At 40.4% G+C, this 22,614-nt stretch carries 24 protein-coding genes; 12 read left to right on the plus strand and 12 right to left on the minus strand.

Annotated features, from left to right (window positions below):
- Window positions 1-19: 19 nt before the first annotated feature.
- Together BFP71_RS10595 and hisS are read right to left on the minus strand one after the other, a co-directional pair.
- Window positions 20-1,774 (minus strand): T9SS type B sorting domain-containing protein, encoded by a 1,755-nt coding sequence (locus BFP71_RS10595; RefSeq protein WP_176723352.1) that lies wholly within the window; start codon window positions 1,772-1,774, stop codon window positions 20-22.
- 78 nt (window positions 1,775-1,852) lie between these two features.
- Window positions 1,853-3,229, minus strand: coding sequence for a histidine--tRNA ligase (gene hisS, locus BFP71_RS10600; protein WP_069835446.1), 1,377 nt, complete (start codon window positions 3,227-3,229; stop codon window positions 1,853-1,855).
- A 125-nt stretch (window positions 3,230-3,354) separates the two neighbouring features.
- Here hisS and BFP71_RS10605 point away from each other — a divergent pair, with 125 nt between their 5' ends.
- Entirely contained in the window at window positions 3,355-3,651 is a 297-nt protein-coding gene (locus BFP71_RS10605; protein ID WP_141719736.1) for a hypothetical protein, read from the plus strand.
- Between the two features lie 53 nt (window positions 3,652-3,704).
- Here BFP71_RS10605 and BFP71_RS10610 read toward each other — a convergent pair whose 3' ends face one another.
- Window positions 3,705-4,211 (minus strand): metallophosphoesterase family protein, encoded by a 507-nt coding sequence (locus BFP71_RS10610; RefSeq protein ID WP_069835448.1) that lies wholly within the window; start codon window positions 4,209-4,211, stop codon window positions 3,705-3,707.
- A 184-nt stretch (window positions 4,212-4,395) separates the two neighbouring features.
- Between BFP71_RS10610 and BFP71_RS10615 the strand changes: the two genes are divergently transcribed.
- Both BFP71_RS10615 and BFP71_RS10620 read left to right on the plus strand, forming a co-directional pair.
- The gene (locus BFP71_RS10615) at window positions 4,396-5,808 is read left to right on the plus strand and encodes an OmpA family protein (RefSeq protein ID WP_069835449.1); all 1,413 of its coding nucleotides are present in this window, start codon (window positions 4,396-4,398) and stop codon (window positions 5,806-5,808) included.
- Window positions 5,809-6,014: 206 nt separating this feature from the next.
- Window positions 6,015-6,317, plus strand: coding sequence for an ArsR/SmtB family transcription factor (locus tag BFP71_RS10620; protein ID WP_069835450.1), 303 nt, complete (start codon window positions 6,015-6,017; stop codon window positions 6,315-6,317).
- Window positions 6,318-6,336: 19 nt separating this feature from the next.
- Here the strand turns inward: BFP71_RS10620 and BFP71_RS10625 are convergent, their stop codons facing one another.
- Window positions 6,337-7,101 (minus strand): YdcF family protein, encoded by a 765-nt coding sequence (locus tag BFP71_RS10625; RefSeq protein WP_069835451.1) that lies wholly within the window; start codon window positions 7,099-7,101, stop codon window positions 6,337-6,339.
- A 145-nt stretch (window positions 7,102-7,246) separates the two neighbouring features.
- On the opposite strand from BFP71_RS10625, the gene BFP71_RS10630 reads away from it, so the two are divergent.
- The 8 genes from BFP71_RS10630 to BFP71_RS19410 all read left to right on the plus strand — a co-directional run bounded on the left by BFP71_RS10630 (window position 7,247) and on the right by BFP71_RS19410 (window position 13,136).
- Window positions 7,247-7,759 carry an RNA polymerase sigma factor gene (locus BFP71_RS10630; RefSeq protein WP_069835452.1) on the plus strand — a complete coding sequence of 171 codons (513 nt, stop codon included), beginning with the start codon at window positions 7,247-7,249 and terminating at the stop codon, window positions 7,757-7,759.
- Window positions 7,746-8,501 carry a HEAT repeat domain-containing protein gene (locus BFP71_RS10635; RefSeq protein ID WP_069835453.1) on the plus strand — a complete coding sequence of 252 codons (756 nt, stop codon included), beginning with the start codon at window positions 7,746-7,748 and terminating at the stop codon, window positions 8,499-8,501. The genes BFP71_RS10630 and BFP71_RS10635 overlap by 14 nt, the downstream gene beginning before the upstream one ends.
- 65 nt (window positions 8,502-8,566) lie before the next feature.
- Window positions 8,567-9,343 (plus strand): DUF4097 family beta strand repeat-containing protein, encoded by a 777-nt coding sequence (locus BFP71_RS10640; RefSeq protein WP_069835454.1) that lies wholly within the window; start codon window positions 8,567-8,569, stop codon window positions 9,341-9,343.
- Between the two features lie 71 nt (window positions 9,344-9,414).
- Entirely contained in the window at window positions 9,415-10,143 is a 729-nt protein-coding gene (locus tag BFP71_RS10645; RefSeq protein WP_069835455.1) for a hypothetical protein, read from the plus strand.
- Window positions 10,144-10,146: 3 nt separating this feature from the next.
- Complete coding sequence (locus BFP71_RS10650) at window positions 10,147-10,833, plus strand: DUF4097 family beta strand repeat-containing protein (RefSeq protein ID WP_069835456.1); 687 nt, start codon at window positions 10,147-10,149, stop codon at window positions 10,831-10,833.
- Window positions 10,834-10,988: 155 nt separating this feature from the next.
- Window positions 10,989-11,261: a hypothetical protein gene (locus BFP71_RS10655; protein WP_141719737.1), complete on the plus strand. Its 273-nt coding sequence runs from the start codon at window positions 10,989-10,991 to the stop codon at window positions 11,259-11,261.
- A gap of 217 nt (window positions 11,262-11,478) precedes the next feature.
- Window positions 11,479-12,702 (plus strand): sulfite oxidase, encoded by a 1,224-nt coding sequence (locus tag BFP71_RS10660; RefSeq protein WP_069835458.1) that lies wholly within the window; start codon window positions 11,479-11,481, stop codon window positions 12,700-12,702.
- 41 nt (window positions 12,703-12,743) lie between these two features.
- Entirely contained in the window at window positions 12,744-13,136 is a 393-nt protein-coding gene (locus BFP71_RS19410) for a cytochrome C (RefSeq protein WP_245701838.1), read from the plus strand.
- Here BFP71_RS19410 and BFP71_RS10670 read toward each other — a convergent pair.
- The 3 genes from BFP71_RS10670 to mltB form a co-directional block, all read right to left on the minus strand.
- Complete coding sequence (locus BFP71_RS10670; RefSeq protein WP_141719738.1) at window positions 13,133-13,672, minus strand: hypothetical protein; 540 nt, start codon at window positions 13,670-13,672, stop codon at window positions 13,133-13,135. The genes BFP71_RS19410 and BFP71_RS10670 overlap by 4 nt on opposite strands.
- Before the next feature lie 57 nt (window positions 13,673-13,729).
- Window positions 13,730-13,918, minus strand: coding sequence for a hypothetical protein (locus tag BFP71_RS10675; RefSeq protein ID WP_069835461.1), 189 nt, complete (start codon window positions 13,916-13,918; stop codon window positions 13,730-13,732).
- 118 nt (window positions 13,919-14,036) lie between these two features.
- On the minus strand, window positions 14,037-15,002 hold the full coding sequence (gene mltB / locus BFP71_RS10680; protein ID WP_069835462.1) for a lytic murein transglycosylase B: 966 nt from the start codon (window positions 15,000-15,002) through the stop codon (window positions 14,037-14,039).
- A gap of 103 nt (window positions 15,003-15,105) precedes the next feature.
- Here mltB and BFP71_RS10685 point away from each other — a divergent pair, with 103 nt between their 5' ends.
- Complete coding sequence (locus BFP71_RS10685) at window positions 15,106-16,284, plus strand: aminotransferase class V-fold PLP-dependent enzyme (RefSeq protein ID WP_069835463.1); 1,179 nt, start codon at window positions 15,106-15,108, stop codon at window positions 16,282-16,284.
- An 18-nt stretch (window positions 16,285-16,302) separates the two neighbouring features.
- On the opposite strand, the gene speB is transcribed toward BFP71_RS10685, so the two are convergent.
- The 5 genes from speB to BFP71_RS10710 form a co-directional block, all read right to left on the minus strand.
- The gene (speB, locus tag BFP71_RS10690; protein ID WP_069835464.1) at window positions 16,303-17,118 is read right to left on the minus strand and encodes an agmatinase; all 816 of its coding nucleotides are present in this window, start codon (window positions 17,116-17,118) and stop codon (window positions 16,303-16,305) included.
- Entirely contained in the window at window positions 17,118-18,785 is a 1,668-nt protein-coding gene (locus BFP71_RS10695; protein ID WP_069835465.1) for a glutamine--tRNA ligase/YqeY domain fusion protein, read from the minus strand. The genes speB and BFP71_RS10695 overlap by 1 nt, the downstream gene beginning before the upstream one ends.
- A 236-nt stretch (window positions 18,786-19,021) precedes the next feature.
- On the minus strand, window positions 19,022-20,221 hold the full coding sequence (locus BFP71_RS10700) for an outer membrane beta-barrel protein (protein ID WP_069835466.1): 1,200 nt from the start codon (window positions 20,219-20,221) through the stop codon (window positions 19,022-19,024).
- A gap of 7 nt (window positions 20,222-20,228) precedes the next feature.
- Window positions 20,229-21,227 (minus strand): Kelch repeat-containing protein, encoded by a 999-nt coding sequence (locus tag BFP71_RS10705; RefSeq protein ID WP_245701839.1) that lies wholly within the window; start codon window positions 21,225-21,227, stop codon window positions 20,229-20,231.
- 1 nt (window position 21,228) lies between these two features.
- Entirely contained in the window at window positions 21,229-22,524 is a 1,296-nt protein-coding gene (locus BFP71_RS10710) for a DUF4270 family protein (RefSeq protein ID WP_069835468.1), read from the minus strand.
- Between the last annotated feature and the right edge of the window lie 90 nt (window positions 22,525-22,614).

Below are 22,614 nucleotides of genomic sequence, written 5' to 3' on the forward strand. Positions count from 1 at the left end.
TACTGAATTTTTGCCAAATCTATCGAATTAATAGAAAAGTTCCTGTTTTTGAGATTGGTACGTTATCGGCATTCCTAAACGTGATTTTGTAGGTATATGTTCCAATTGGAGAAGGGGTGCCCTCAAAAGTGCCTTGCCAACCTTCAATTGGGTTGTTGGACCTAAATACTAATGCTCCCCACCGATTATAAATCTTCATGTCAAAGGAAATAAATATTCCTTCCCCCACGCTAAATGTGTCATTTACATTATCTCCATTTGGGCTAAATGCAGTTGGCACTCGTATAAGTCCAGATACCGTTATGCAAGTTTCTGGGCTTCTTTCAGACACATTTCCGCATTCATCTACATATTGAATGGCATAGCAAGCTTGAGCGATTCCCGTGGGTACATTGCCATCTGTGAATGTATTAGCATTTGTTGTTCCTATTTGTTCATATACGCCGGCCATATTTCTTCTGAGAATTCTGTAACTATCCGCTGGAAACGGAGGGGGAGTGAAGTTCAATACAATACCCAGCCCATTCAAATCTGCAGTTGGAGGGTTTACAGGAGGAAGGTCTAAGTTTTCTCCTTCGAAAGGCAAAAGCCTAAGGCTTCTGGAAAGCTTTCCGTTAAAGATTTGTTCAAGAAATATTCGTTCAAAATCGGTGCAATTATCAAAAGTCACTGTAAAGCCGGTGGAATTTGTAGGCGTATTAAAACTTTGCTGAAAGTTATTGCCTACATAATAATCTAAGGTATTGAAATTGATCGGCGATGTCTCCCAGATTAAACCGACTTCTATACCGCTATTGAAGGAACTAAGGTCATAATTAAGTGCAATACTGGCGATCGGTTCAGCATAAGTGGGAGCAGAGCTACAGTTGTCCGTAGCTTCTATTCTGAATCGATAGGGTTCGTTGCGAAAGTCGAGTGAAACATCTCTAATTAAAAAATTACTGGGGTTAGTTCTTGTCGGAAGTCGTTGAAAAAACTCAAATCCATTTCCGCGATCGATCTCTAAATTGTAAACCAACAAGTCATTCAGCGGCTGATAATATATGTTAGCCTCTATGTCGTTTTCTATGATTAGACTATCTATAATGGGTTCGGGAATTTGGTCAAAGGTCACAATATCTTCTCGACGAATTAAAACACAAGATGCATTGTCACCTGAGTTTAATTGGCCTTCAATAGAGATGCTATATGTGCCAGGTTGAGGATAGGTATGACTGAAAATGTTGTTGCCAGTCTTTTGGAATTGGGTGGTGGTTCCATCACCAAAGTCGATGTCGTAGTAGTCAAAGAAATCTCCTGAGAAGTCAAAAACAAATAAAGCTTCATTATTGCTGCAACTTGAAATTCCTACAAATGGGGCCCTATCCTCAAAAACACGGATTTCAATGTAATCAACTCTAGGGGTGGGTATGGTGCCTATTGCTTGGACTATGTAGTAAGTGCCCGGCGTATTGAAAGTGAATTGCGTGTCTGAAGATGCGGAGGTGTTTACACACGCTGCGGGATTTTGATTAAAATCTTCTGTGCAGTCATTGGGATCTAGCGTGTTTTCATAATAGTAAAGCACCGGCTCAGTCGTCACAGGGAAAAGCAATTCGGGTGTTACAGTAAATGGTGCACAACCAGTAACATGGGCAAGTCTAAAGTCTCCATTGTTACTAAGTCGTTGTGCTTGTAATGGTGTAGTGTTCCATAGACATAGCCACAAGGTAAGAATGTACCAGGTACTTATTTTAAGAGGTGATTTGGAAAATGACGAATTCAAATTAGACATGACACTTAGTGTCATAAACGGTAGATTATCCCGAAACTTATTCAAAAATAACAATTCTCAAGACTCAGCCTTATTTAGCTATGCGCCTTGATCACTTAGTTGCTTTAAGAGTTGGCCTAAGTCTAATTCCATTTGATCCCCGTTCGACATATCTCTCAGTGTATAAACACCCGTTTCAATTTCTCGTGATCCGACCATTAATACATACGATATCCTTTTCTTATCTGCGTAAGCCATTTGCTTTTTCAACTTCGCCGATTCAGGGAATATCTCACAAGCAACTCCTTCTTTCCGTAATGCACTAAGAATAGATATAGCATGCTTTTGAGAATCTTGATCAAAATTGGTGATCAGTACTTTTGTAGACCTGGCTTTATCTTCTGGAAATAGGTCTAACTCGGCCAGAGTATCATAAATACGATCTATACCGAAGGAAATCCCAACTCCCGAAACACCTGGCATTCCAAAAACACCTGTTAGGTTATCATACCGACCGCCAGCAGTAATGGTACCCATGTTTATTGAGGTAGGTTTTACTTCGTAAATCATGCCTGTATAATAGGAGAGGCCACGGGCTAAGGTGAAATCTATGTTTACTTTATTTCCTGTTGCACCCAAATCGACAAGATGGGTAAGAGTTTCGCGAGCTTCGCTAATGCCTTTCATTCCCACCTCAGAATTGTCGAAATAGCTCGCCAGTTGATTAAGTCGATGCTCATTGTCACCTTCGATAGACAGAACTTCCTTAAGTTTTTCGGTCCCTTCAGGTTTGATGCCACTTTTTTGTAGCTCTTCGACTACTCGGTCAAGCCCGATTTTATCCAGTTTATCTAGAATTGTACAGAAGGTTGAAAACTGATTGGCTGCACCACATATCTCGGCAATTCCTTCGAGTATTTTCCGACTACTTAAAGAAACACTATAATCATTGAATTTCAGCAGTTGAAAAACCTCTTCCACGACAGCCAAAAGTTCCGCTTCGCAAATAAGTGAATCCGTGCCCACCACATCTGCATCGCATTGATAGAATTCTTGGTAACGACCTTTCTGAGGTCTGTCTCCACGCCATACAGGTTGAATTTGATAGCGTTTGAACGGGAATGCAATTTCATTTCGGTTCATCACAACGTAGCGCGCAAAAGGGACCGTCAGGTCATATTTTAACCCCTTTTTCGTGATTTTAGGCAAAACCGCTTTCGATCCATTCTCAAAGTCTTCGGCCGAGGTGCTGTTAAGAAAATCTCCAGAATTTAAAATTCTAAATAATAGCTGATCACCTTCATCACCATACTTTCCGGTTAAGACACTTAAGTTTTCCATGGCCGGAGTTTCTAAGGGCATAAACCCGTACTTCCTAAATACATGCTTGATTGTATCAAGAATATATTCACGTCTGTACATCTGAATTGGGCCAAAGTCTCTAGTGCCTTTTGGAAGTGAAGGTTTTTGTGCCATTGAGATTAATTTTGGACAAATCTACTAAAATGAGATGTGAAAGAGTAGGATTGAAAGCGGCTTGCAAAATTATTCTTAAGATTTAATGAAAAGATAGTTCCAAAAAAGCAAACAAACTCTTATCTTTGCCGCTCATTTTAGGAAAAGCCTTCATCATGGGAGTTACAAGATTAAAGAGAAAAGCAAGAAGAAATAAGCAGACTGCAGCTAAGAGACAGAATAATATCAAGCAACTGACAGCTACGCCAGTTATCAAAAATATTGATAAAGAGGCTCTAATCGCATCTTTTCCTAAGGCGGAAGCACCAAAGGCAGAGGTAAAAGAAACTAAAGCTGAAAAAAGCGAAGAAGCAAAGCCTAAAAAAGCTAAGGCGCCTAAGAAAGAAGCAAAAGCTGAAGAAGCTGACGCTGCTGCTGAGTAATTCATAGCTTCTTGAAAATATTGGAGAGGACTTCGAGCAATCGAAGTCCTTTTTTAGTTTCTACCTCTTTTTCCTAATTCGATTACTTCTAGATCGGATATTTTACTCTCATTAATACTAAACCTCAGAAGTGTTCTTTCTCTATGAAATCCATGGTGTCCGGCTGCTCCAGGGTTCATATAAAGCATCTTGTTTAAGTTTTGGTCGGGCATAACTTTAAGTATATGACTATGGCCGCAAATAAACAGCTGAGGTCGTTCCTCTAGTAATTGAGATTTGACCCCTTTGGCATATCGAGGAGGTGTACCGCCTATGTGAATCATAAATACTTTTAGCCCATCTATGGTAAAAGACTGTACTTCGGGGATTCTTGCTCTGAGGCTCTGGTTATCAATATTCCCGAAAACAGCACGTACGGGTTTAAATTCTTCAAGTTGATCCAAGACATACGGGTCCCCGATGTCGCCAGCATGCCATACTTCATCACAATCTTTGAAATAAGTAAAGACCCTATCGTCCAGAAAACTGTGAGTGTCTGAGATTAAACCAATTTTATTCATCGCTATAGATTCTCAATTTGGGAATTTGATTCGAATATTGGAAGATAATTGAATAGCCTTTGATTCTCTGAAATAGTGAAAATAGTCAATTAGGGTCTTAGAGGCATATTTTTTATATTAAGTAACCGAAAAACAATTATGGTAAGTTTTTTGGCATATCTCCGAAAATTAAAAACATAAAAACATGCGTAACTACTTAATCATTTTAATGCTGGGAATTTTTTCAATGTCTTCCTATGCGCAAACTCAAGACGATCCATGGTGGGTCAATATTGAGTTAACTAACAACAAATTTAGCTATCGATTTTGGGAAGGCCTCTATGACTTCGGTCAGTTAGATAATGCTGGCTTTAGAGTGGGAGTGGATAGATACATTTCTAAAAGCTTTGATGCTGAGTTTGGTTTTTCTCATGGTAAACTACAGTATGAGAATACTTTTCAAAGCACACTAACCGATTTAGACTTAAGACTTGTCTACAAATTAGCGAACGGATATATTTTTAAGGAAGATTCTAAAATTTCTCCATTCGTATTTGCTGGATTAGGTCTTAACTGGTTTAACGATATCGATGGATTCTTTACTCAATTTGAGGAAGGAACTCATGCGAACATGCCACTTGGTGCTGGAATCGAGTTCAAAGTAACGGAAGGGGCAAGCATAACAACAAAGGCAGCCTACAATAATAGCTTCCAAGATACGCCTAGATACATGCAATATTCTTTGGGCGTTTCTTTTTCACTAGGTAAGAAAAAGGATTCAGATGGTGACGGAATCTTCGATAAAGAAGATGCATGTCCTAATCAAGCGGGTCCTGCAGAAAACAAAGGATGTCCGTGGCCTGATTCAGACGGAGACGGTGTGTTAGATAAAGATGACGCGTGTCCTAGTGAGGCAGGTACCTTAAATGGTTGCCCTGATTCTGACGGAGATGGTATAAAAGATAGCGAAGATAAATGCCCTAAAGTTGCTGGTGTAGCTGCATTTGGCGGATGCCCTGACACGGATGGCGACGGTGTACAAGACTCAGAAGATGAGTGTCCGACTGTTGCAGGAACGTTAAACGGATGTCCTGACAACGATGGCGACGGTGTGAAGAATAGTGATGATAGATGTCCTGAAGTTGCAGGTACTTTAAATGGTTGTCCAGATTCCGATGGTGATGGCATCAGAGATCAGGATGATACATGTCCGCAAATAGCAGGTATTGCAGCCAATAACGGTTGTCCTGAAGTGAAAGAGGAAGTTAAGAAGGCATTAGAGCTTGCTGTTAAAAATATCCAATTCAATAGCGGTAGTGATGTGTTAAAAACTTCGTCATATGCTTCACTTAATCAAGTGGCTGAGCTAATGAAAGAGGATACAACTTTCAACTTAGAATTAAGCGGATACACTGATAATACAGGTAGAGCAGACAGCAACTTAGAACTATCTAAGAGAAGGGCCAATGCTGTGAAAGCTTACTTAGAAGGTCAGGGTATTGAATCTAATAGGTTGCAGGCAGAGGGTTATGGAATTGCTAACCCAGTAGCTGATAACGCTACAAGAGAAGGAAGAGCCGCTAATAGAAGAGTGGAATTGAAAATAGTATTCAACTAGTTTTCCTGAACTAAAACTGGAGGGTGTTTCTGCGGAAGCACCCTTTTTTTTGTGCTTAATAAAGGGGTAAACAAGTCATTAAAGCTAACCATATGTGTGATTTTAAATGAAAACATATGACTATATAAAGAAAATGACACTTTTAAATAAACTCCCTTTTTTATATGAAAGTATGTTCATATATTTGACGTATAACCTAAGCAACAATGGAGAGGCAACTTGACCACGAGAGAGTTGAGAAGATTGCATTCGTTCTCAAAACAATAGCGCACCCTATGCGGGTTGCGATCATTGATATGCTTAGTGCTAACGATAAAAAGTCCGTTAACGACATCGCCGGATATCTCGGTTTAGAACAATCACTTACATCACATCATTTGGCTAATATGAAAATGAAGGGCGTTCTCGGTAGTAAGCGAGAGGGTAAAAACATTTTCTATTATTTAAAAATGAAAGAAGCACCAGAATTGATTAAGATTCTGGAGGATGTAAACGTGATGGTTTTTTGATTAGCCTCACAACCTCACGTCATATATACCCCATCAGTTTATAAGTAGCTAAGCCTACCCATTCCTTAACCATAAGCTCCCAATTCATAATCGCTTCTGCCCTCGGGAAAAACAGATCATCAATTTTAGTTGTTGGGCGCATGGTATGGAAACCTGCTGGAAATATATCGAAAGTCACTCCTTGCTTCTCTAAACACAACTTAGCGCGTTTCATATGAAAACTAGAAGTGATGAGTAAATATTTTTGATTTGGAAAGTCACGCTCCAAAATTTCAGCAGTTTCTACGGCATTTTCATAGGTATTTGCCGCATTCGGTTCTACGGTAATATCTTTTTCTGGCACACCCGCCATTTTCAAAAAAGAAGCTAATCTGTTGGCAGCAAAACTGTTGCTAATCTGTTGAAAACCAAGGCCACCACTCACCACTATGTGTTTTATCTTCCCATCGTTGTAAAGCTGCAAAGCATGAGTAATACGATCGGCACCGTGGTTAAAGTAGACCCTGTCTCGCGGTGTTTTACTGCCTTTAGTAACCCCAGAGAATACAATTGCCACATCATAATTCCCGACTTCCTCCATAGGTACGGGATCGTATTCCCAAATCAACATCGCGCGATTGCTGATATATCTGTTAGAGAAGAATAGTAGCAAAATTAAACCAGTCCAAAAACAACGTTTTTTCCACTTCGTGTTTTTTGTCCATACGGAATAGACAAAGAGCCCTATAACCCAGGTGATAGGAAGTACAAAAAAGGCTAGTATTTTAGATAGAACAAAAAACATAAAATCTACTTGACGAAATTAATCTTAACTTTTCTATATTCCTTAAGTACTGAAAATCAGCATGATATACATCGGTCTATTGGTGTTCAAAAAATAATCATGTTTGAGTGTAATGTCTTTTTCACATGCTCGTCTACCCTAATGAATGGAGTTGCAAGAGTTTAAAACAAAGGTTCTACCTCTAAAGGATCGGCTGTTTAGAATTGCCTTAAGTATGCTTAAGTCTACGGAAGAAGCCGAGGATGCTTTACAGGATGTTATGGCTAAGCTTTGGGCGAAGCGTGATCGGCTGGCCGGATATAATAGTATCGATGCTCTTGCAGTGACAATTATAAAAAACCAATGTTTGGATAAACTGAAGTCTATAAAGCATAAACATCAGTTGGACATTCAGGAAATGGAATTTGACTCTGGTTTTATAAGTCCTCAGCGGAAAATTGAATTGAGCGAAAGCATGCAACTCATGATGAAAGCGTTTGAAGGCTTGCCAGAACAACAGCGGTTACTGATTACCCTGAGAGATGTTGAAGGGTATGAATACGATGAGATTGCATTACAGACTGGATTGGCAGTGAATAATATAAGAGTAGGACTCTCCAGAGCAAGAAAAGCCGCAAGGCAAGCTTATTTAAAAGAGACGAGTTATGAAGGGATATAAGGACATAGAAAAGCTCATTGAGCAATATTATAACGGGGATACTTCTCTTGAAGAAGAATTGCAACTCCAAACTTTCTTTGAAGGAGAGGATATTCCCGACCATTTAAAGTCATATCAAGATCAATTCTTGGCAATGACCTATATGAACAGTGTAAAAAGTGAGTTGAGCGAAGACGACCTTTTTGCAAAACTGGAAAATGATACTCCAGTTGTAGCGATGAAACCCTCAAACCGTATTTGGTTCTACCGAATAGCGGCAGGTGTAGCACTTGTTTTATCTGGTGTTTGGTTTGGCAATCAGTTACGGCCAAATGATGGAATGGAGAAAATGCAAGCACAACTGGACGAAATGAAGTCGCTTATGTTCAGCCAGTTAGAAAGTAGTTCAGCGAGTGGTAGGTTACAGGCTGTAAGTAGTTCAATGGCTTTTGAAGAAGCCGATGAAGAAACGGTTGACGTGCTAATTGCCACTCTCAAAAATGATGAGAGTATGCATGTTCGCTCTAAGGCAGCCAGTGCATTGACCAAGTTTGGCTCAAATAAGAAAGCAAGGGAAGCACTCAGAGATGCCTTGTTACAAGAACTCGAACCAGCTGTTCAAATCACGCTAATAGACTGTCTGGTTTCATTAAAAGAAAAGTCATCGATAGAAACTTTTCAGCAACTGAGTAATGATGAAAAAGTACTAAAAGAAGTAAAAGAAGAGGCTTATCTGGGCATATTCCGACTCAAAGAATTATAAACAACAAGTGGATTGATCTCCACAAAACTTAACTCAAAATATTAAAGAAGATTAAACAAACGAAAATGAAAAAGTTAAACATAAAACTAAGCTTAATCGCATTCGCATTGATCCTATCAACTGGATTACTGGCACAAGAATATGAAGTTGAGATAGGCAATTCATCGGCCACAACGGTGATCATAAAAGAAGTCAATAGAGTAACTGTTGAAGCTTATGATGGGAAATCTATTGTGATGATGAACAGTAAAGGTACTTCGCGTCCCAAAAGGGCGGAAGGTCTCAAAGCCTTGAGCGCTAGAGGTGAAGACAACACTAATATTGGTCTCAATGTCCAAAAAAGCGGAAATGAAGTTACGATCATACAAGCTGCTCGGAGAGTGGAAGGAAAATATACCATTAAAGTGCCCAAAGATGTAAAGGTTAAAATCCAGCATACAGGAAACTGGGAAGGTGGTAAAATTGAAGTGTATGGAGTTTCTGGTGAAGTTGAAGTTTCGGGAAGGCACAATGCTGTACACCTAGAAAACGTAACAGGTCCTGCATTAGTCAATACAGTGCACGGCGCTGTAACGGCAATTTTCTCAGAATTTAGCCAGTCTGGTCCAACTTCTTTAGTCTCAGTTTACTCCTCAGTGGATGTGACACTCCCGAGCAAATCAAAGGCAGACATTACCATCAGAACTCCTTACGGTGAGGCTTATTCTGATTTGGAAATAGCATTTGATAAAACGGAAGATATGCGCAAAGTGAGCTCCACAGTGAAAGGTTCAATCAATGGTGGTGGTGTTGGACTAGAGATTAAATCCAACCACGGAAATGCCTACTTGAGAAAGAAGTAAACTAATGATAAGCATGCCTTGAGTAGCTAGAGAAATCAAACTCGGGGCATGTTTTACAAAACTCAAATCATATGAAAAGGTCAATCATAACAACACTTTTTATGCTCTTTGTGATCATTGGTCAGGCACAAGAGCAGTCCACAAAATCCTTTCCGCTTAAAAGCGCTAAAGAGGTCTCTTTAGACTTCGAATACCCTCAAATAGTAAAGATTAAGACTTGGGATAAAGATGAGGTACAAGTCATTTCAAAACTTGATATAAATGAGGGAAAGGATAATGACAATTTTACACTGCGGTCGACGTCAGAAGGAGGCCGGCTTACTATTTCTTCAAAACTTACAGGTCTGAGTAAGTATGATGGTGTCTATATGAGTAGTAGCGATGATTATGAAGATCATAAGCAGAAGGTTTTCAAAAATGGAAAAAGAGTAGATCAAGGCAATGGTAATAGAAATAAAGGAGTAGAAATATTTATTGTGGTTGAAGTGACTGTTCCGAAAAACCGTCCGCTTACTATCACAGCAAAATATGGATTGGTCGAAGTTGTCGATTTACCCATTGAACTTTTTGTCGATGCACATTTTGGTGGGGCTGACCTCACCATCAAAGAAAATAACATCGGTTTTCTCACGGTGTCTTCTTCATGGGGGCAATTATTTTCTGACTTGAATAGTGATTTTAATATCAAGGGCAACGATATGCCTGGTAAGAAAATGATCGCTGAGTTATCGACTAAGAAAAATGGCAATAAGGTAAATGTCGAAACGCGGTTTGGTAATGTGTTTCTCCGTAAAAATTAAGCGATGAGAAATATAATTGTGCTTTTACTAATGATTATGAGTAGCGCTCTTATTGCTCAAGTAGATCATTTAGAGAAAACGTTGCCACTAGATGGCCGTCGAGTACGGATTGATGTTGATTTAGCCACTAATGTGACGATCGGTACGTGGGATAAGGATGAGGTACAGGTCAAGGTTACTTATGAAATAAATGGAGGAGCGCTGAACAAGGCAGTTCAAATAGATCTGGAAGAATTAAAGAGTCGTATTGAGCTTGACCTTGAAATTGATATGGACATGATCAATGATTCTGATTATGAGAGCTGTGAAGGTGATAATTCGCACACTTGGGGTAATAGAAACAACAATAAAATTTGCTCAGACATCGTCGTTGAAGTGCTTTTGCCTCAGAAAACGGAGGTAGAAATAGAAACGGTTATTGCCGATGTTGAAATAAGGGGAGTCTTTGAAGAAATGGATGTGAAAACGGTCACGGGCGATATCAATATTACATGGCCCGAGAAGAAAGGCGCAGAGATAGAACTAAAGACGGTAAACGGTGACATTTACACGAACTTCGATTTAAGTGCTATTCAAGATAGAGGCTTGCCGATGATAAGTAGCCATAAAATCTCGACTACCCATAAATCAGGCGAAAGTTACCTTAGACTTGAAACAGTTACGAGTAACATCTACTTGAAAAAGGGGTGAATAAAGCGTGAAAACTGTTAATTACCCTTAATGTCTGTTAATTCTGAGGGTGATATGCAACATTTTTCGATTAGAACGCATCTGTAATATAGAGCAAGCGAAACTTCAGTAACCTTTTACAAAAGCTGAAGTCTAATAAGAAAAAGAAGAACAAGATGTTTACCCAACCCACACTTTACCTCGGAACCATGGACGGCCAACACAAGATTACCATCAGCGGTGTCGTTTTCTATATTGAATCAGAATGCCGCAAACTATTGACAGATCATTTAAACATAATTTATCGGAATAGCTCGAGGGCTAAGAGTGAGGCGGTAGATGAAAGGATGGCCGAATTATTATTAGATGAATTGAAAGAAGAGGGTAAGCAGATCATATCAAATAAAGAGGTAGTCCACTTTATAGAAAGAACAAGAAATTTAAGGTAACCTGATTAATTGGTTTGAGGTAATTAAAACAGGTGTTTTCTATCCAGGTCCCGACAAAGGTTTGTCGGGATCTTTTTTTGCTAGATAGGGAAGGCAATTCTCGATTACGCTAATTAAATAATTGGTTTTATCTATAATATGACCGTTGGTGAGCTATTTATATTGAGAAAACGAGAATAGTTCTTTAATTGAGCACTATAAACTATTGGATTAGCTTATGACCAAAAGAAGGGAATTCATTAAGAAGTCAGCATTAGCTTCATTAACCTCAATCATCGGAACAGAAATAGTTTTCGGTGAGAAAATGCTGGCCAAGTATTCGCCCATATTTCTGGAACAGAACGACCCACAGACCCTATTCAATAAGCATAAGGAAATGACCACGCTGAACGATCGGCCCTGGAATATTGAAGCAAAAGCGCATTTGTTGGACGACTTAGTAACCCCTGAAGACCGAATGTTTATTCGTAACAATGGAGTTATTCCCAAAAATATCGATGCCAATAACTGGAAACTTACTATTGAGGGAGAATCGGCGAAAGCCACCAAAACATACACGCTATCTGATCTTAAGAACAACTTCAAATCCCATACTTATCAGTTGACGCTCGAATGTGGGGGTAATGGTCGCAGTGAATTTAACCCTCCAGCTAAAGGAAACCAATGGACTGTTGGAGCGGTTTCGAGTGCGAAATGGACTGGAGTTCGTTTAAAAGACTTGTTAACGGACGTTGGCGTGAAAGCGGATGCGGTTTACATTGGCTATTATGGAAAAGACACACACCTGAGTGGTGATCCTAGTAAAGTAGTGATTTCTAGAGGCGTACCGATTGCTAAAGCCATGCAAGACGAAACCCTCATTGCCTATCAAATGAATGGTAAAGATATACCGTTAGCTCACGGTTATCCATTGCGACTAATCGCTGGAGGTTACCCCGCTTCGGCTTCGGGAAAATGGATCGATCGACTAGTAGTCCGTAATATCGTTCATGATGGACCCAAAATGACTGGTACAGCTTATCGCGTTCCATGCGAAGCAGTTGCCCCAGGAACTGAAGTCCCAGAAGATCAGATGTGTATCATTGAGTCTATGCCAGTAAAATCTTTGGTGACTTACCCTAAATCTGGAGCACTCATCAAATTGGGCAATAGTTTTGAAGTAAGAGGGAAAGCTTGGGCTGGTGAGCTCAGCGTAAAAGAAGTGCACATATCGATAGATTTTGGTGCGACTTGGCAAAAAGCTAAGTTAAGTCCACCAGCCAATCGATTGGCATGGCAACCATGGTCCGTGAACGTTGAGCTTCCTAAAAAGGGATATTATGAAGTCTGGGCGAAGGCTACCGACAGTGAAGGAACATCTCAGCCTATGGTAGTACCGGGGTGGAACCCGAAAGGATATTTGAATAATGCTTGCCACCGAATAGCCGTGAAAGCCGTATGACGCCAGAAGACTTTAAAGAAAGGTTTAGAAGTTTAAAATTGATGATTACCGCACTCATTGTGGTATTTACTATGGTTTTAGGGTTCGTGGGTTTACTGATCTATGATCCAAATTTCTTTGAAGAACGGAATACCGAGTTATCAGAAATATTGGCGGAAGGAACGGATGAGACGGGGTTTGTTGAGGGGGATTTTAAGATGCTCGTCGTAGCCAATTGTACGGCGTGTCACTCCGCCAAATTAGTAACCCAAAACCGCGCTTCTAAAGAAGGCTGGAAGAATATGATCCGATGGATGCAAGAAACCCAGAACCTTTGGGATCTGGGTGAAAATGAAGAAAAGATCCTCCAATATTTATCGACTCACTATGCACCGCAAGACCAAGGCCGTAGGGTGGGCTTAAAAGTAGAAAAGTGGTATCAGTTGGAAGATTAATTGAGTCTGCTGAAAATGATGTTTATCTTAAGTGTACGCCAATCTTGGATTTCAAAGTCATAGTAATCTTTTGAAATGGTAGATTGAATCTTGCCTTGGTCGACAAGTTCTAAGCTTAAAACTTCGATAAACTCATTATCCGATGGCATGAGTTTAAATTCACTGTTATCGAATTCGTACTGGTATCCCACGCTATTCTTAGCGTATTCAACATAACCATCCGGTTGGCTGGGGTAATCAAATGAAAGATTTGGCTCTGGAAAATAAATGGAAATGAGTTTAAACTCTGTGTCATTGGTGGCGTTCGGCCTAATCTCAAGGTCATAAGATTGGTCGTTGAAATAATCGACGATTTCTGATTTCAAATCTGTCGATTTCTCATCATCTCCATTAAGATCAACAGCGACAGCTGAGGTCATTGATTCGATGGAGTAAAAACCGCTTATGGTGTTAATGTCAACATCGGAGTCTTCATTATCGCAAGATGTAAAAATGAGAATGGCGAAAAAAAATAGGGTGTGTTTGAAGATTTTCATTGTGAGTTGTTTTACCCTTTCAAGCATCAAAAGTTGCGCCAAGTAACGGTCTTAAAACTACCGTTCATCAACTTTTTTACTGGCCTTTATATCTTGGTAACCTTTAATGGCTATTCCTAAACTGGCAATACCTCCAAACAATCCAATTTGCCAATTATCGCTAAAGGTTAATATCACCCCGGCGATAAAGCCCATGATGCCGATGACCAACCCAACGTTGGCACTACTCTTTTGTTTATCGTTCATTTGTCTCTTTTTGGTCGATACTGTCTTAATCTTTTTATGTCCTCTTGTACAATAACCTTCAAATGCTGGATCAGTTTAGGTTGGGCCTGTTTATTGTCTCTTCACTAGAAGTGATCGCTTAGATACTTTTCTTGATCTCCTCGGCCAGTTGATAGACAGCCATAGCGTAAAGGTGACTGCGATTATACCGAGTGATTACGTAGAAATTGTAAAGACCAAACCAGTGTTCGGTATTTCCATCCTTATCGAAAATGAGCATGGTAGCAGGTAAATCGGCATTCAGGTTTTCAGCTGGTTTGAAGCCAATCGCGGTGTAATCGGAAACTTTATTCTTTGGTTTCGTCGATTGCTTTCTTAGACCAGTAATTTTTCTGGTCATTTCGGCCTTCGAGGTAATCGGCTGACCTTTTTTCCATCTGTGAACCTTTAGATAATTAGCTACACTGGCTATGGCATCTTCAGGACTTTCCATTAAGTCTCGTGTACCATTTTCCTCAAAACTTTTGGCGTAGGCGATATAACTACTTGGCATAAATTGGCTATAACCCATGGCGCCCGCGTAAGACCCTAAAATCTCAGTAGCTTCTAAGTTTTCGAGCTTTGAGAGTATTAAGAATTTACCCAATTCAGATTTAAAGAACTTGGCTCTTTTCGGGTAACCAAAGCCCAGCGTATATAGCGCATCCAGCACTTTGTAAGAGCCTTTGATTTTACCGAAATAAGTCTCTACACCAATAATTCCTAATATGATTTCAGCAGGTACACCCGTATCAGCACTTACCTTTTCTAGTGCTGTCTTATGCGTTTTGTAGAAAGCTACTCCAGCGTCGATTCGCCCTTGTTTAATGAAAATTTTTCGGTATCGTTCCCATGTCATGGTGCCTTCGGCAGGTCGAGTGATTTTCTCGATAATTTCACTTTGGTATTCGGCTTGATTCAAAATAGCCATCACTTCGTCCTTCGAAAACTGAGTTTCCTTTTTTACGAATTCCGAAGCAAATGCTTCGACGTCGGCCTTATCGATCTGTGAAAAAGAGGGGAGGCTCAGGAGAATTAGGAGTAGCGTTACTAAAGTCTTTTGCATGGGCGTGAACTATGTATTTCAAATATAGAATACGATCGTAAACCACAAAGCGGTTCTTTGAAATACGATCATATTATCTTGATTTGTTTTCTATCTTTCAATCATGTTTAGTGCCAAAGACATAGAACGCTTCAGGGAAGATACTGACGGAGTTCAAAAAGTTATTCATTTCAATAATGCGGGGAGTGCTTTGCCTGTAAATCAGGTACGAGATGCTGTGGTAGACTACACCATAGAGGAAGCAACTTATGGTGGTTATGAAACGCATACCAAGCATTTTGATGTGTTGGAAGCAACATATGAGGCGATCGCAAAACTCATTAAAGCCGATAAAGAAGAAATAGCGATCGTTGAAAACGCCACAGTTGCTTGGAATGCCGCTTTTCAGTCGATTGACTTTGAGGATGGGGATGAAATTATTACTAATCAATCGGATTATGCTAGCAATTATATCGCTTACCTGCATCACCGAAAGGATTTGACGGTAAAGGTCATTCCTAATTTGGATAATGGTGATCCTGATCTAGAAGCTTTCGAAACGCTTATTGGTGAAAACACTAAACTCGTCTCCATCACGCATATGCCTACAAATGGTGGCCTAGTCTCTCCAGCAGAGGCAATTGGGGAAATCTGTAGACGGCATCAAATCCTATACTTGCTCGACGCGTGTCAATCGGTAGGGCAATATCCAATTGATGTAGAGGCGATTGGCTGCGACTTTTTATCTGTTACAGGTCGTAAATATATTCGAGCACCCAGGGGTACAGGATTTCTTTACGTTCGAAAATCTACAATGCCGAAACTTAGACCACTGACCTTGGATTTACATGCTGCGAATTGGACAGGCCCAGAAACCTATGAAATAAGGAGTGATGCTCGGAAGTTTGAAAACTGGGAAGGCAATCGTGCTGCACTTTTAGGGCTTAAAGTGGCTGTCGAATATATTTTGGAAATAGGGATAGATAAGATTTGGCACCGCGTTCAGTTTTTAGCGCAACAAGTAAGAGAAGGGTTGTCCAAAATCGAAGGTGTGAGGATTCATGATATTGGTACAGTTAGAAGCGGCATTGTCTCATTTACGGTTGACGGTAAATCAGCTGATGAAGTGAAAACTCTGCTTTTAGCACAAAACATAAATGTATCTTGGAACGGCGTGCCAAATACCTTTTTGGATATGACCGCACGCGGGCTGAAAGAGGTCATCCGGGCTTCTGTGCACTACTACAATACTGAAGAAGAAATTGAAACGTTTCTTGCTGCAATCCAGAAGCTAACAGATTGAAAAAAATCCCTAGGTACTTTAAATCAATTTGGCGAGGAGCTCCTTAACGATTTTAGCAGCCACCATAGCTGTCATTCCATTAATGTCTCGCGTAGGGTTGTATTCGACCACGTCACAGCCAACAATATTTGCATCGAGCTTCTGAATCATACTAATCGCTTCACGCGTACTTAGGCCACCGGGCTCATGGTGAGAAACACCGGGGGCAAATGCTGGATCTAGCACATCCATGTCAAAAGTGACATAGACGGGATCATTGAAATTTAATGCGATTGAGGAAGTCCAATCTTTCATTTCAATAACATTTACGCCAAAGCGATCGGCTTGTTCTTTTTGGTGTTGGGTCATGGTACGAACCCCAATCTGAGTTAGATTTTTTGCTAACCCACTCTCCATAATTCTGGCAAATGGGCAGGCATGCGAATGCTTGTTCCCATCTAGCTCGTCGTACAAATCGCCATGGGCATCGAACTGAATTATTTGGAGGTTCGGGTATTTTTTCGCCATAGCTTTCATGATCGGGAAAGTCATGGAATGATCACCTCCTAAAGAAAAAGGTATAGCCTCCTTACTTAAAATACTTTCTATTGGCTTTTGAATGCTCAAATAATCTGTAATTGAAGTATTTCCACACCATTTCACCTTCGGGTGTTCATGAAGGTTAGTTAAGTTCTCCGTGAAGAAGTTGGCAGAATTCGATTCAATAGCCTCAATGATGAATTCAGGAGCTTCTGCCGGACCTCTTAAATAGGAAGAGTTTTCATCAAAAGGAATCCCAATTAAAGCGATATCACTAGAAGCCAAATTGCTTATCGATCCTTTGATAATTCCCATTACTTTTTCCAGTTATCGCGGAGTGTTACAGTTCTATTAAAGACTAAATTACCTTCGGTAGTATCCCCGTCCACAATAAAATAGCCTTGTCTTTCAAATTGAAATTGGTCTCCAACTTGAGCCGAGGCTAGTGAAGGTTCAAGCAAAACGCTTTTGTTCACCGTCAACGAATCTGGATTCAGATGATTTAGAAAATCATCTTCAATGGTGTTTAAATTCTCAGTTTTGAATAGGCGATCGTATTGTCTGATTTCTGCGCTTACGGCATGGTCGGCAGATACCCAGCCGAGTGTTCCTTTTACTTTTTTACCGCTAGTGTCATGGCCACTTCTAGTCTCAGGGTCATACTCGCAATGTAATTCGGTAATATTTCCGTCAGCATCTTTCACAAAGTCAACACATTTTACAATATAGCCGTACTTCAAGCGGACTTCTCGATCGGGTCCAAGTCTATACCATTTCTTCGGAGAGGGAGGGTTTTCCAAGAAATCTCCTTGTTCTATATAAATTTCACGAGTCAATGGCATTTCGCGAGTACCAGCAGTTTCATCGCCTGGATTATTCACCGCCGGCATCATTTCTACCTTATCCTCCGGCCAATTAGTAATGACCACCTTGAGCGGGTCCAGAATTCCAAAAACTCTGTTAGCCGTTTTGTTCAAATCCTCCCTGATACTATGTTCTAGTAAGGCAATATCCGTAATGCCATCTCGCCGAGCTACGCCTATTTTATGGGCGAAATTCTTGATGGAATTCGGCGTGTAACCTCTTCTTCTTAGGCCAGAAATTGTAGGCATGCGTGGGTCATCCCATCCCGTTACTTTACCCTCTTCTACGAGCTGTAAAAGCTTCCGCTTACTCACAATAGTATAGCCAAGGTTTAGTCTTGCAAATTCGGTTTGCTCTGAAGGAAAAATCTCTAATTCTTTAATAAACCAATCATAGAGCGGTTTATGGTCTCTAAATTCAAGTGTACAAAGGCTGTAAGTTACATGCTCAATAGAATCAGATTGACCATGAGCGAAATCATAATTTGGATAGATACACCATTTGTCACCAGTTCGGTGATGATCGACTTTTTTAATCCTGTAGATAATCGGATCACGCATGTGCATGTTCGGTGAATCCATATCTATTTTTGCCCGCAATACTCTGCTACCTTCCTCACAATTGCCACTTTTCATTTCCTCGAAAAGAGCAAGGTTTTCTTCTATAGAACGAGTTCTGAATGGGCTTGGAATTCCAGGTGTCGATGGGTTCGTTTTTCCTGCGCTAATCTCTTCCGCAGACTGATCGTCGATGTAGGCTTTGCCTTTTTGGATCAGTTTTAAAGCATATTGGTAAAGTGTTTCGAAGTAATCAGAGGTAAATAGGGGCTCATCACCATACTCATAGCCAAGCCATTTTATGTCCTCAATAATAGCGTCGACATATTCAGTACTTTCCTTGGCTGGGTTGGTATCGTCGAAGCGTAAATTACATTTACCGTTGTACTTCTCTGCGAGACCAAAGTTTAGAACAATAGATTTGGCATGACCGATGTGAAGGTAGCCATTCGGTTCAGGAGGAAACCGTGTCTGGACCATAGAATTCTTTCCTGATTCTAGATCTTCTTCTATCATTTGCTCAATGAAGTTGAGCGACTCTCGGTTCTCGTTTTCAGACATTTCCTCTTAATTCTAAATTGGATGCAATTTTACTAAAAGCCTGCCAGATGAACGAGGATTAGACCAAATAAGATTGGTCAATAAAAAACCCCGACTTGTATAAGCCGAGGCATTAGAGATTATAAATAATAATGCTCAAGAATAATTGAACCTTAGCGAAGGTATCGTATGCGTTTTCTACACCCAAACTTCTTCAAAGAACGGTTGGTTTAAATCAGTCAATGGGGGTTAAATCATCACCTTCCCGTTTTCGGCGAGCCAAGTTTAAAGCCTAGGCCGAAACTGAAGCCCACATTGTCAAAGTTTGAAACACCATTGATAGGTTCCTGAAATGTCTCACTCTTAGTACCTTCTAATTGGAAATTGAAGTATAACCTAGACGCTAAGCTAGTTTCCATACCTACCCCATATCGCACGGCGTTGAACCTTAGATCGGTTGTCGAATAACGGTCCCGGATTTCCCCATTATTATTGGAAAATGCCTTGAAATTAATAAGCTCCATATTAACCCGTTCGACTCCCAGAAGCCCATAAAAATTAACGCTGCCTTGTTTAACGTAATATTTTAACCCTAAACCTGTAGTCATCACAAACTGATTCCTAGTTTCATTAGAGAAACTAACCCCCGTGCCGGCATTATTAACCGCTGCCCTTTGAGCATCCTCGTCTGGTAATTTAAATGAGATACCAAAACTTCCCTGAAGAACTAGACGCTGTGACAATCCGTATCCGAAATTGAGCCGATAGTTGTTGCCACTATTGGCGATATTGAATCGTTCATTGCCTAAATTCTGCTCGCTGAGAAGAAACCACGAGCCAAACTGAAATTCTACATTAAAAAGATTGGTATTTTTCCTTTGGACGAGAGAATCGATTTTTCGACTACTTCTTAACTGACTTTTATCTACTTCGGAACCCCATTTACGCTGTTTTTTGATGAACTTGAAAGTTTGATCTAAAAACAGCCGATCATTCATCTTTACTGGTGGAATAAACTTCACATCCCCTAAAAGTCTGTTGAATAAAAGTGGGTTATACTTATCAAATATGATGGTTTTTGCTGGCTGTATATCGTCGGTTTCCAACAAAGCAAGCGTAGCCTCAGACTGTTTAGTTAAGTCTACTACGAAAAGCCTCTTTGGGTCGATAGTACCAAACTGAACGCCGTCGGTCACTAAAACTTTTAACCGTTCCAGTGCTTGCTCATCCTTTGTGTAGACAATTTCCACTCCTCGGCCATTAGCAAATAAAGAGGCCCTTACAAGTTCGTGATTCTCCTGTTTGTTAAGAGGCAGAAAAAGAATGTGATAGGCATTGTTTGTTGATGAAGTCCCCCCAATCTCTTTAAAGTAAATCTGCTCTTGGGCGAGCAGGTCTACATTAAATAAAAAGGAAAAAAAACAGCAAAGGAATGTGATTTGGTTTGCTTTCCGCATTAGTGAATTAGTCTTCTTCGTCAAATTCCTCTAATGGACGGAAAGCCCATATGTCATCGTAGCGGGCATTAATATTTCTTCCAGTGGCTACATAGGCAAAATCTAAGATGGTAAAACTTACCGCTTGCTCTCTGGCTGAACCTTCAAATTCGGTCAACTCTTCCCATTCATCAGCGTCAGGGTTATACCGCCAAGTGTCAATAAGATTAGACAGTCTTTTACCCACCGAGATATAACCAAAAGAGCCTATACTGAATGATGCCGCATATTCTCTTAGCACCTCCGGATCGCCAGTATCATCATCGTCCAGGTCGTTTTTCTCAGTCCAGAGATCAGTTGCCGGATCATACATCCAGAAATCTTCTTGGTGAATGCCGTTGTGTAAGCCACCGCCCACGTAAGCCAGGCCATCGATAACAAAGTTGAAAGCTCCCTGCCTTTTTGATCCACCCATACTCGAAATTTGCACCCAGGTGTTTGAACTAGGGGAGTATTTGTAGAAGTCTTTTAAGTTATTGTCTCCATCGTTTCCAGTGCCCACATAACCCTCATCATTAAGGGTGAAACTCAAAGCTCCAAACCTAGCTGCCCCTGGGAAATCTGCTATTTGAGTCCAGCTATCTAAGGCGGGGTCATATTCCCAGAAATCATTCAATTCTACATCTCCATCGTAGCCCGTACCGACATAGCCTTTACCGTTTGCGGCGAAAGCTACCGCTGAGTTTCTGGCCACTCCGGGAAAGTCAGCGATTCTGAACCAAGTATTACGGTCGGGTTCGTATCTCCAAAAATCGACCAAGCGATCATCGCCGTCGTAGCCAGTACCTACAAAGGCAAAATCATCAATTACAAAAGCCACTGCACCACTTCTGGTTGCCCCTTCAAAGTCACTTTCTTCAACCCAGTTCCCTTCGTCGGGACTAGATGAAGTAGAGTTGTTGCACGATAAGCAAATACAGGCAGTCAGCGCCCAAAATGCGTTTAATATAGTTCGTCTGTTTTTCATGTCAATCATTGTATTTAGATATGTAGATTTTCAATTTCGTTTCCAGTTGAGTAGCGTCAATCGCTACTGTTCTAATGTTTGTATTGATCTCGGTGGATGGTATAGTCAGGTAAAAGCTCTCTTCGTCTAAACCTTGGGTGTTAATCAAGTTTTCGACATAGGCTCCCACTGCGAACTCATATTTGGCCACTTGCTCTAATTCATCATCACTGATTAGGCTAGCGGTAATGGTTCTTCCTTCTATTGGACTGGATATGGCCTGATCTATGTTTTCAAATTTTGATAAATAGTGCAGTGATAACTGGGCAGGGAAAGGCGTATCATCATTGGCAGTCTTGTCGAAAATAGTCACCTCCAGCACCGCATTATTTATGGCAAATACATCAAAGGCTTCTTCAATCTGAGCGATGTGCGGAACGCTAATTTTCGTTGCCAAACTACTTACGCCTTGAATAAAACCCATGTCGGCGGTTTTGCTGGTAGAAATCTCATTTAGGTCAATGATCTCTTGCAGCAAGTCATCCGGATCGGTTCCGCTTATTTGATTAAACCTTTCTGCCGATTCGTTTGCAGGAAATGTGTAGGTCAATTCTTGGACATCATCTTCTGCAGGTCTTCTGTAATAAAGTGCCATTTTAAGATTGGCACTATCGAATGGAATCGTGCTGACAAAGTCTGAATTGTCATTGACTTGGAAAGCAAAGCCCCCAAGGAATTCTCTGAAATCATCGTCCGACTGGAGTTCCTCATCACCATCAATTACCTTCTGAAAGATTTCTTCACCCAGAGAATTAGGTAGTTTGATGAAAATGGAATCAGTTTCATCCTCGTTTTTATCCAGAACGAATTGAGCAATTGGCTGACTATCTAGCGAAAGCGCATCAAATTGATAGAAAAAGTCTTCCGGGGGCTCAAATGACTCATTTATTCTAAAAACTGATACCTCTTGCGTTTCACCCGTTCCATACGTATTTCTGTAGGGGTATAGAATAATACCCAACGAATCGAAAGTGTCATCAGCATCGAAAGTAGGGGTAAGGCCGAGTGAAAGTTGAAAGAACGGGTTGGCATTTATCGTCCCTAAAACAGGGTTTTCGTACCTGCCCAAAAGCAATGAATTTGCGTCGCCGGTTACAATCGAGTCGATATGTATAGTTGACATATCGAGTGATAATGTGTCTATAAAAAAGAAGTCGAAACTACTTTCGTCAGTAATACTGATTTCACCTTTTTCTTCACACGAAAGCATGAAGATTATAGAAATCAGTGCTAATAATTGTGTTGTTTTCTTGTCCATGAATCTTGGTTTCTATGTCAAATAGACAATCTTAATCACCAAGAAATCTGGAGAGGTGTGTTAAAAATGGTAAAGAGAAATGCTAAATTT

Origin of the sequence: Roseivirga misakiensis, assembly GCF_001747105.1 — a bacterium.
Classification (GTDB): domain Bacteria; phylum Bacteroidota; class Bacteroidia; order Cytophagales; family Cyclobacteriaceae; genus Roseivirga; species Roseivirga misakiensis.

What these genes read in the sequence shown, in the direction of transcription:
- BFP71_RS10630 (WP_069835452.1), top strand. Translation starts at nt 7,247, where the DNA reads ATGGAGTTGCAAGAGTTTAAAACAAAGGTTCTACCTCTAAAGGATCGG.
- BFP71_RS10710 (WP_069835468.1), bottom strand. Translation starts at nt 22,524, where the DNA reads ATGGACAAGAAAACAACACAATTATTAGCACTGATTTCTATAATCTTC.
- BFP71_RS10620 (WP_069835450.1), top strand. Translation starts at nt 6,015, where the DNA reads ATGGAGAGGCAACTTGACCACGAGAGAGTTGAGAAGATTGCATTCGTT.
- BFP71_RS10655 (WP_141719737.1), top strand. Translation starts at nt 10,989, where the DNA reads ATGTTTACCCAACCCACACTTTACCTCGGAACCATGGACGGCCAACAC.
- BFP71_RS10685 (WP_069835463.1), top strand. Translation starts at nt 15,106, where the DNA reads ATGTTTAGTGCCAAAGACATAGAACGCTTCAGGGAAGATACTGACGGA.
- BFP71_RS10705 (WP_245701839.1), bottom strand. Translation starts at nt 21,227, where the DNA reads ATGAAAAACAGACGAACTATATTAAACGCATTTTGGGCGCTGACTGCC.
- BFP71_RS10660 (WP_069835458.1), top strand. Translation starts at nt 11,479, where the DNA reads ATGACCAAAAGAAGGGAATTCATTAAGAAGTCAGCATTAGCTTCATTA.
- BFP71_RS10610 (WP_069835448.1), bottom strand. Translation starts at nt 4,211, where the DNA reads ATGAATAAAATTGGTTTAATCTCAGACACTCACAGTTTTCTGGACGAT.
- hisS (WP_069835446.1), bottom strand. Translation starts at nt 3,229, where the DNA reads ATGGCACAAAAACCTTCACTTCCAAAAGGCACTAGAGACTTTGGCCCA.
- BFP71_RS10615 (WP_069835449.1), top strand. Translation starts at nt 4,396, where the DNA reads ATGCGTAACTACTTAATCATTTTAATGCTGGGAATTTTTTCAATGTCT.
- BFP71_RS19410 (WP_245701838.1), top strand. Translation starts at nt 12,744, where the DNA reads ATGATTACCGCACTCATTGTGGTATTTACTATGGTTTTAGGGTTCGTG.
- BFP71_RS10595 (WP_176723352.1), bottom strand. Translation starts at nt 1,774, where the DNA reads ATGTCTAATTTGAATTCGTCATTTTCCAAATCACCTCTTAAAATAAGT.
- speB (WP_069835464.1), bottom strand. Translation starts at nt 17,118, where the DNA reads ATGGGAATTATCAAAGGATCGATAAGCAATTTGGCTTCTAGTGATATC.
- BFP71_RS10695 (WP_069835465.1), bottom strand. Translation starts at nt 18,785, where the DNA reads ATGTCTGAAAACGAGAACCGAGAGTCGCTCAACTTCATTGAGCAAATG.
- BFP71_RS10640 (WP_069835454.1), top strand. Translation starts at nt 8,567, where the DNA reads ATGAAAAAGTTAAACATAAAACTAAGCTTAATCGCATTCGCATTGATC.
- mltB (WP_069835462.1), bottom strand. Translation starts at nt 15,002, where the DNA reads ATGCAAAAGACTTTAGTAACGCTACTCCTAATTCTCCTGAGCCTCCCC.
- BFP71_RS10625 (WP_069835451.1), bottom strand. Translation starts at nt 7,101, where the DNA reads ATGTTTTTTGTTCTATCTAAAATACTAGCCTTTTTTGTACTTCCTATC.
- BFP71_RS10675 (WP_069835461.1), bottom strand. Translation starts at nt 13,918, where the DNA reads ATGAACGATAAACAAAAGAGTAGTGCCAACGTTGGGTTGGTCATCGGC.
- BFP71_RS10670 (WP_141719738.1), bottom strand. Translation starts at nt 13,672, where the DNA reads ATGAAAATCTTCAAACACACCCTATTTTTTTTCGCCATTCTCATTTTT.
- BFP71_RS10645 (WP_069835455.1), top strand. Translation starts at nt 9,415, where the DNA reads ATGAAAAGGTCAATCATAACAACACTTTTTATGCTCTTTGTGATCATT.
- BFP71_RS10635 (WP_069835453.1), top strand. Translation starts at nt 7,746, where the DNA reads ATGAAGGGATATAAGGACATAGAAAAGCTCATTGAGCAATATTATAAC.
- BFP71_RS10700 (WP_069835466.1), bottom strand. Translation starts at nt 20,221, where the DNA reads ATGCGGAAAGCAAACCAAATCACATTCCTTTGCTGTTTTTTTTCCTTT.
- BFP71_RS10650 (WP_069835456.1), top strand. Translation starts at nt 10,147, where the DNA reads ATGAGAAATATAATTGTGCTTTTACTAATGATTATGAGTAGCGCTCTT.